The sequence below is a fragment of the Microvirga vignae genome, assembly GCF_001017175.1.
Taxonomy (GTDB): domain Bacteria; phylum Pseudomonadota; class Alphaproteobacteria; order Rhizobiales; family Beijerinckiaceae; genus Microvirga; species Microvirga vignae.
The window spans coordinates 1-8,893 of record NZ_LCYG01000033.1 but is presented as its reverse complement, the minus strand read 5'-3'; the positions used below and the strand labels follow the sequence as shown (position 1 = coordinate 8,893).

At 59.9% G+C, this 8,893-nt stretch carries 7 protein-coding genes and 1 pseudogene; all 8 read right to left on the bottom strand.

Annotated features, from left to right (window positions below; translation table 11 throughout):
* Positions 1-85 precede the first annotated feature (85 nt).
* Positions 86-625: pseudogene (locus AA309_RS14070) on the bottom strand (3-methyl-2-oxobutanoate hydroxymethyltransferase); the annotation flags it as partial.
* Positions 626-849: 224 nt separating this feature from the next.
* Positions 850-1,878, bottom strand: coding sequence for an ABC transporter ATP-binding protein (locus tag AA309_RS14065; protein ID WP_047189662.1), 1,029 nt, complete (start codon positions 1,876-1,878; stop codon positions 850-852).
* Positions 1,875-2,882, bottom strand: coding sequence for an ABC transporter ATP-binding protein (locus tag AA309_RS14060; RefSeq protein WP_047189661.1), 1,008 nt, complete (start codon positions 2,880-2,882; stop codon positions 1,875-1,877). The genes AA309_RS14065 and AA309_RS14060 overlap by 4 nt, the downstream gene beginning before the upstream one ends.
* Position 2,883: 1 nt before the next feature.
* Entirely contained in the window at positions 2,884-3,765 is an 882-nt protein-coding gene (locus tag AA309_RS14055; RefSeq protein ID WP_047189660.1) for an ABC transporter permease, read from the bottom strand.
* A gap of 1 nt (position 3,766) precedes the next feature.
* Entirely contained in the window at positions 3,767-4,708 is a 942-nt protein-coding gene (locus AA309_RS14050) for an ABC transporter permease (RefSeq protein WP_047189724.1), read from the bottom strand.
* 5 nt (positions 4,709-4,713) lie between these two features.
* Positions 4,714-6,318, bottom strand: a complete 1,605-nt coding sequence (locus tag AA309_RS14045; RefSeq protein ID WP_047189659.1) for an ABC transporter substrate-binding protein — start codon at positions 6,316-6,318, stop codon at positions 4,714-4,716.
* 66 nt (positions 6,319-6,384) lie between these two features.
* Complete coding sequence (locus tag AA309_RS14040; RefSeq protein ID WP_160310466.1) at positions 6,385-7,929, bottom strand: M81 family metallopeptidase; 1,545 nt, start codon at positions 7,927-7,929, stop codon at positions 6,385-6,387.
* Positions 7,926-8,893 (bottom strand): aminotransferase class III-fold pyridoxal phosphate-dependent enzyme (locus tag AA309_RS14035; RefSeq protein WP_047189658.1); only part of this gene is annotated, 968 nt, incomplete at its 5' end. The genes AA309_RS14035 and AA309_RS14040, both read right to left, overlap by 4 nt.

The following is an 8,893-nucleotide window of genomic DNA, read 5'->3' as shown; positions in this document are numbered from 1 at the left end:
AAGCCGATCCGCAGGCCTGCGGCCCAGAAGCCTCTGAGCTCGTCGCGGAGATCGTGGATGGAGGACATGATCTGCATGGGGCTCCTCAGCAGGCAGCCTGATCAGGACGGGACCAAGCAGCGAGCGCCTCCAGTGTCTCAGTCGACGCTGCATAGGACTCAGATGCTGATGGAAACGCGCCGCGGCGCACGTCCGCGGCCCAGTGCGCGAGCGCCTGCTGCAACAGATCGAAGCCGTCGATGTAGGTGCGCACGAACTTGGGCCTGTGCTCCTGTGTCAACCCGAGCACATCGTGCAGGACCAGCACCTGGCCGGAGCAAAGCGGGCCGGCTCCGATGCCGATGGTCGGGATGCTCAGCGTTTGGGTGATCCGCGCCGCGAGCTCAAAGGGGATGCCTTCGAGCACCAGGGCAAAGCAGCCGGCCTCCTGGAGCCGGTGAGCATCCTCCAGGATCCGGAGGGCGTCGTCGGCTCCCCTGCCCTGCACCTTGAAGCCGCCCATGTCGTGCACGCTCTGCGGCGTCAGGCCCAAGTGCCCCATCACCGGGATCTCGCAGTCGACAAGCGCGCGAATGACGTCCAGACGCTTGGCCCCGCCCTCCAGCTTCACCGCGGCAGCCCCCCGGTTACCGACGCAAACCGACGGTGGCCCGTTATGGGTGGGCGACGCCGCGTTCGTGGTGCCATGATCGTCTCCAAAATCCCTTCTTGAACCATCTTTTAAGACCCTAGACGGCAGTTTCACCCCTTCCACGGATCTAAAGATCAAGGCGACAGTGCCTTTTTCGAGCTGCCGCCAGTTGCTTCACCCATGTGCTGAAGATCTACCATCGGGTGGAGGGTCTGTTGTTATCCCACAGTGAGCGAAGAACTAGCCGCCGCAACCGGCCGGCCCGACGTGTCTGCTGCCGGAGCGCGCACATGGCAGGCCACGACCCGCCCGTCTGCCATCGGCACCAACGGCGGCACTTCGATGCGGCAACGGTCAACCGCGAGGGGGCAGCGCGGATGAAACGCGCACCCGCTCGGCGGATTGACGGGGCTTGGCACCTCGCCCTCCACCGGCACCTCAAGCCGAACTCGCGTGGGATCCGGCACAGGAGCGGCCGCAATCAGCGCCTCGGTGTAGGGGTGGACCGGATTAGCGAAGAGCGCCTCACACGGGGCGAGCTCCACGATCCGCCCCAAATACATGACCGCCACGCGATGGCCGATATGCTCCACGACGCCAAGGTCATGCGAGATGAACACGAAGGCGAGGCCCATCTCCTGCTGGAGATCCAGAAGCAAGTTCAAGATCTGGGCCTGCACGGAAACGTCAAGGGCTGAGACCGCCTCGTCGGCGATGATGAGCGAGGGCTGAAGCGCCAGCGCCCGCGCGATGCCGAGCCGCTGGCGCTGGCCGCCCGAGAACTCGGACGGGAACCGGTGCATCATCCCGGGCCGCATTCCGACCTTGCGGAGAAGGTCCGCGGCCAGCGCCTGGCGCTGCTTGCGGCTGAGGCGCTCGAAATTCTCGACAGGCTCGGTGATGATCTGTCCGGCCGTGAGACGCGGATTGAGCGACGAGTAGGGATCCTGAAACACCATCTGCATCCGTCGGCGCGACGCACGAAGCTCGTGCGTCTTCAGACCCGCAATGTCAGTCCCGTCGATCAGCACGCGTCCGCCCGTCGGCTCCACCAGTCGCATCAGGAGCCGAGCGACGGTGGACTTGCCGCAGCCGGACTCGCCGACGATGCAGAGCGTCTCGCCGGCCTCAACCGAAAAGGAGACATCCTCCACCGCCCGGACCACCGGGACGGTCTTGTTCAGGAACCCCGTACCGAGCGGATAATGCTTGGTTAGATTCTCAACTTTCAGCAATTGACCGTTCATCCGCCCATGACCTCCTCAGCGCGAAAGCAAGCTGCGGCGTGGCCTGGGCCGATGTCACGCAACGTGGGTGTCTTCTCGCGGCAAATGCCGATCGCGAACGGGCAGCGCGGCGCGAAGCTGCACCCGACGATGGGCTCGCGCAGGCTTGGCACAATGCCGGGAATTTCCGGAAGACGCCGTTGCCGGCCGTGCCGCCGATCAGGCACCGAGCGCATCAGGCCCTGGGTGTAGGGATGCGCTGGGCGCGCGAACAGATCCGTTACGCTCGCTTGCTCTGCGATCCGGCCGGCATACATGACGATCACCCGTTGGCAGGTCTCGGCGACAACGCCGAGATCATGCGTGATGAACATCACCGCCGTCCCCGTGTGCTCTTTCAGATCGACGATCAGCCGCAGGATCTGCGCCTGGATCGTGACGTCAAGTGCCGTCGTCGGCTCGTCAGCAATCAACAGCTCTGGTGAGCAGGCAAGCGCCATGGCGATCATAGCACGCTGGCGCATGCCACCTGACATTTCGTGCGGGTAGTTGTTGACGCGGCGCTCGGGATCCGCGATGCGGACGAGCCGAAGCATTTCTCGCGCCTTGGCCATCGCGTCTGACCGGGAGGCTTTGGTGTGGATCTGCACCGCTTCTGCGATCTGGTGACCGACCGTGTAAACCGGGTTCAGGCTGGTCATCGGCTCCTGAAAGATCATGGCGATCCGATTGCCACGGATCTGTCGCATCTCCCGGGGGGAGAGCTTCAGGAGGTCGCGTCCGTGAAAGCGGATCTCGCCGCCGACTGTCCTGGCGGTCAGCTTCGGCAGCAGGCGAAGAATGGAGAGGGCAGTGACGCTCTTGCCGCACCCGGATTCTCCGACAACACCGAGCGTTTCGCCACTCCTGACTTGGAAGCTGATGCCGCCCAGAGCGCGGGTGACGCTTTCTTCCCCGTAAAAGTGTGTTTCAAGGTCTCGGACATCGAGAAGCACGTCATTCCCTGCTAATTTTTGCATTTGCATATCAGCGCCTCCGCGTTGCGCGGGGGTCGAACAGGTCGCGTAAGCCATCCCCGAGCAGGTTGACGGCTAGGACCGTAACCGCAAGGCAGATGCCGGGCGCGAAGACCGACCATGGAGCAATAGGAAGATATAGGCGGGAACTTGAGATCATGTTGCCCCAGCTGGGGATCTCAGGCGGCACACCGACGCCTAGGAAGCTTAGCCCGGCCTCTGTCATGATCGCACTGGCGCAGAGATTGGCGCTCTGGATCATCAGCGCCGGAATAGTGCTCGGCAGGATGTGTCGCCACAGCACCTTCGGCAGCCGCGCACCGCCGCAGAGCGCAGCCTCTACATAGGGGCGCTCCCGAACCCCCAGGACCACCGACCGAACCAGCCGCGCAGTGCCGGGGGTATGGGTGATGGTGATGGCGACGATGAGGATACCGATCCCGGCGCCTGTCAGAGAAACAAGGGCGAGAGCCAGCAGAATTGTCGGGATCGACATCAGGCCGTCCATAATCCGCATCGCGATGCTATCGAAGCGGCGATTGTAGCCGGCGATGATACCGACCAGAAGCCCGGTCAGTACCGTGCTCGCCGCCGACGTCAATCCCACCAGAAGGGAGATCCGCGCCCCGAACGCCGTTCGCGCGAACACGTCTCGGCCTAGATTATCGCTCCCAAGCCACATCTCGGCGGAAAGCGGCTGAAGGCGCTTAAATGGATACAAATTCAGTGGGTCGCTAGCGTAAAGCGGTGCGGCGAGCGCCAGAATGATCAGCAGCGCCAACAGGCCGCCGCCGATAAACACCAGAGGATGCCGTCTTGCCAGACGGGGAAGACCGGATAGCTGCAGCCGGCCCTTCGGCGCGGCTTCTGCGGATGCGGAAAGAAGGGACATATCAGTACCGAATGCGGGGATCGATCAGGGTGTAGGCGAGATCGACCGCGAGATTGATAAGGACGTACATGCCCGAAGCGAGGATGAGCACGCCTTGGATGACGGGATAGTCGCGGTTATTGATCGCATCGACCACCAGACGACCTACGCCTGGGATGTTGAACACCGTTTCCGTGATGACAACGCCAGAAATCAGATATGCGAAACTTAAGCCGATCACTGTCAGGATCGGGACGCCGGCATTCTTCAGAGCGTGGTGGAAAAGCATGGAATAGGACGAGACACCCTTGGCGGCGGCCGTCCGCATATAGTCTTCCGACAAAACTTCGAGCATGCTCGCCCGCGTCATCCGGGCAATGAGAGCAACATAGACAAGGGCCAAAGTCATGGTCGGGAGAATCAGTTGCACAAGCCATGGCCCGAAGCCATGGTCGATAGGCTGATATCCCTGAACAGGTAGCCAACGTGTTCTGATCGCAAAGAAGTATATGAGAAAGAAGCCAACGACAAACACTGGGACAGAAAAGCCGAGTGTCGCTAATGCCGTCAGGGTGCGATCAACAAGGCCGCCAGCTCGCCACGCGGCGAGAATGCCGAAGGTGACTCCGATCGTTACCGAAAGGATCATCGTTAGGATTGCTAGCGAAATGGTCGGCTCTAGCCGTTGGGAAATGAGTTCGAGAACCGGTCGCCCGGTAAAAATGGAGATCCCGAGATTGCCGCTGAGGATGCTGTGCGCCCAATGGGCGAACTGAACCGGCAGCGGCTCGTTGAGGCCCAGCTTTTCGCGGATGTTGGCGATCATCTCTGGTGTGGCCGTGTCGCCAGCAATGATGGCCGCCGGGTCGCCGGGCGCCAGCCTGAGAAGCAAAAAGATGAAGATCCCGACCATCGCCATGACGGCGATGGTCGAAACCAACCTACGAAGGACATAGAGGGCCACAGTCTTCAACCCTTCCGCATGTTCCACATTGGTACTACGGCTTTAGGTACACCGATCAGGCCGGTAAGCGTCTTGCGGTGCGCAATTGGCGGAACAACATTACCCAGCATAATGGCGCCAACGAAGTCCCACCAACGCCGTTGCATCTCGCGGGCCAGCGCCTTGCGCTCGTCGAGCGTTTCGGTATCCACCCATTTGGCCCGCACAGCCTCGTATTCGTCGTCTTTCGGCCAGCCATACCAGGCTTTGTCACCATTTGCTGCGAAAAAGGGGGTGCCCAGTGGATCGCCGAGATTGGCTCCGGACCAGGAGGACACAAAGATGCTCCAGCCGCCGTTTTCGACAGGCTCCTTCTTCGCCCGGCGCGTGACAAGCTCACTCCAGGTCGTCGTCGCAAGTTCCGCATTGACCCCGATCTTCCGCAGTTCGGCCGCCACAATCTGGTTGGCATTGTGCGCCACCGCATACTCCGTGGAGTCAAGCATGACGACCTTCTCACCGGCATATCCTGCTTCCTTGAAGAGCTGTCGTGCCTTTTCCGGGTCGCCGCCCTTCTTGAACCATCCTGTGTTTTCATCGTTCGTATAGGGCGTTCCAACTCCAAATAGCGAATGCACGGTGCGGGTGTAGTTTGCGCTGCCGGCGGCGGCTTGCAAGATTGCCTCCTGATCGATGAGGTGAAGCATCGCCTGGCGCGCCTTGACGTTGTTGAACGGCTTCTGCAGGCAGTTCATGCGCAGGAAGATGGTGTCGCCCGCTCTGTTCAAGACCTGCAGCGCGAGGTTCGGATCGTTCTCAATTATTGGGAGGAGGTCGAAGGGCGGATCTCTAAGGAAGTCAATCTCACCCGCCTGCAAGGCCGCCAAAGCAGTTTGCTGATCAGCTATATTGTCCCAGATGACACGATCGATGTTGACAATTTTACCGCCCGCGAACCCGTCGGGCCGCTCCTTGCGCGGGACATATTGTTCATTGCGATCATAGGTGAAGCTCGCGCCCGGCTTAGCGAGGGCCTCATTGAACTTGAGCGGTCCCGATCCGATATTCGCGGTCACCTGCTCGGTTGCAGGACGATCCGCGTCCTTTTCGCGCATGATAGCGGGAAAAAGTCCACCTGGTGCTGCGAGGATATCGATCAGAAGCCCCAGCGGTTCTTCGAGCACAATCGAGAAGGTCTTGTCGTCTTTTTTCGAGATGTCCCTGGCGCGCGCCATGATCACCTTCCCGCCGGAATCCGCATTACCCCAGCGGCGAATTGAGGCAACACAGTCCGCTGCGGTGACGGGGCTGCCATCATGAAAGCGCAGACCATCTCGCAATTCGAACGTATAGGTCTTCTGGTCATCCGAAACGCCCCACTTCCCCACCATCTGCGGTCGCGGCACGAAATTCGCGTCGACCCCAAAAAGCGTGTCGTAAATCGCTAGCGCATGATCGTAGGTATCGGCTGACGTCGTCAGGATTGGGTCGAAAATGCGGACATTGCCCTTCACCATGCGAACCGTCCTAGCAGCCGGCGTCGTCGACTGTGCCCGCAGGACCGACGGGATCGACAAAGCCGCTCCGGTGGTAACGCTTAACTTGATGATGTCGCGTCGAGAAATTGTCATGTTCTGGTTCCCTCTCTGGTTTCCTATTGCTTCAACATTCAGCTTTCTCTTGCCCCAACCGTGACCTCAGGTCGCGTTCCCGGGCGAGAATGTCGCCGCGGGATTCATCGGATAGAACTGGTCGGGTACGTGAGCGAACCTTAGGGTCGTGAAGTCATATGCGGCCGGTCCGGGTTCATCGACCGCGATGATATCAGCGAATACGCTGGAGAATGCCGCCCGGAAGTGGTTCTTCGCTTTGACCGCAAGCAGTTTGGTCTTCGAGAGGTCGATCCCATTCGCCCGATAGAAGCCAGGATCAACAACTGCATGACGAATTGTTACCGCCACGATCTCGACATTTCCGCTCTTCACAACCGCAGTGGGGCCGTAAGATAACCTTATCCCGGTGTCTTGCGGTCCTTCATTGTTGAAGGAGCAATCTTCGATGAGCCGAACGACTTCGACTTCACGCTCGACGGGAGGACCATATTGCGGAGTTAGTCGCCCACCTAGCTTGGCCTGGAGCCGCGCGCCGACACCTGCTTCATGGCAGCGCTGTACGAGTTCCGGATCAAAGAGAAAGCAAAACGCCGTTGGGATGGCGAGGTCCGCATCAAGTATTGCTCGAAGTTGCGACGGAGTGTCTGCGATGCCGCCTGAATCTGGATTGTCGCCATTGTCGACGATGGCGATCGGATATCGAGTGGCATCCGCAATGCTTTGCAAAGCTTGCCTGGTCGACGGGAGGGGAACGAAGAACTGTTCTTTTAGTGACCACAGTTTCCCAGCAACATCGCGCGCGAGGCGGTGGGCAAGAGCAGGGTCGTTGTCCGTGTACACCATGCAGCAAGCCCCGGACATGGTACAATCGCTGTAGGGAAATCCGCCAAAGACAGTGATGTCCAGAGCGCCTTCCTGTTGTTCGACGAGCGCGGCATAGGACACTACCTCCCGCATGGGGCCGTCGGTGGTGCGCATGTTCGCACTGGGGAGCAGGAGCGGCAGCTTGACAATGGCTCCCGTTGGGCGAATGTCTCCACGTACGGTGCTCACCAAAAGTCTCAGCACTTTCGCGGTGACATTTCTCATGTCGATGTGCGGATGGGTTTTGTAGCCCACCGCGATCGTCGCGAGTTTGGCAATCTCAGGGTCGAGATTCCCATGTAGGTCAAACGAAACTCCGATCGGCACGTCCGGGAGGACCGCTCTGATTGCCCGGAGCAATTCCAATTCCGCTGAGCGTCCGCCCTCGACCGTCGCAGCGCCGTGGAGGCCAAGGTATAGAGCGTCCCAAGCGCCGGCCTTGATGTCGGCTACAAGTTCGTCGCGGACTGCCGAGAAGCACTCATTGGTCATATCACCGCAAGGAGTCGCTGAAGCAAGACGGAAAAACGTGGCTTCCCATTCCGGGTGAGTTTCAAGAAAGCCGAGAACGGCACCGAGCGACGTGTTCGAACCCTGATGGGTCATTGCTGCGTCGAGACCCCTAGCCCACTGGCCCTCGGCGAACATTTTCTGATCGCATCTGTCCAGCGCAAACGAGTTCGCTTCATGGACCAGTCTGAAGACGCCCAGTTTCATTTTTCTGCTAGGTGGCAACTGATGGTTGTTAACAGTTTTTGCGCTCATCGAGTGGCCCCCTCCCTTTTGTCTGCAGTCCATTGATAGATCCGGGAATTTGCCGCCTTCAGGCCGGCGTCGACCGCTAGCCTCAGCCGATCAACGATCTCGTGCAGTTCCGTGGTATCCGCGGTAGCCGACGGAGCGAGAAGAATATGGTCGCCAAGCGTTCCGTCGACGGTGCCGCCGCCGGGATAGATTAGGAGACCGCGAGTGAATGCGCTGCGTTTGATGAACTCATTCAAGCCCGAGTTGGCAGGGAATGGTTCCTTGGTGGAGCGGTCCCTAACAAGTTCGATTGCCCAGAATAGTCCGCGTCCTCGGATGTCGCCCACATGCGGATGGCTGGAAAAGGCCTGCTTTAACAACATCTCAAGGGCTCGGCCCTTGGCGATGACGTCTTCTAAGAATCCGTCCTCTGTGAGAATCTCGAGCGCCTCAAGGGCGACCGCGCATCCGACTGGATGGCCCATAAAGGTATGGCCGCCCTTTAGGGCGCCTGACCCGGCCTTAATGGCATCCACGATCTTGTCGCTGAGTAGTACCGCACTGACCGGTTGTATGCCGCCGCCGAGGGCCTTGCCGCAGGTGGCTATATCAGGACGAACACCTTCCCACTCATAAGCAAACAGCTTTCCGCTACGTCCCATCCCGCACATGATTTCGTCCAGGATGAGGAGAACTCCGTGCTTGTGGCAGATCTTCGAGATCTCCCGGAAATAGCCTTTTGGCGGAGTGAGCGCACCGGCGGTCGCGCCCACAATCGTTTCGGCAATAAACCCGATTACGGTACCGGGTGGCTGTGCTGACAATTCAGCATCGAGTTCTCGGGCTGCCCGGATGGCGTATTCTTCTTCACTTTCGCCCGCCAAACCGTGTCGGTAGAAGTTACATTCGGAAATTGTGGACACGTCGAACAAGAGCGGCCGAAAATCGTGTCGTCGTTTGACGTTATGCCCAACCGACAAGGCTC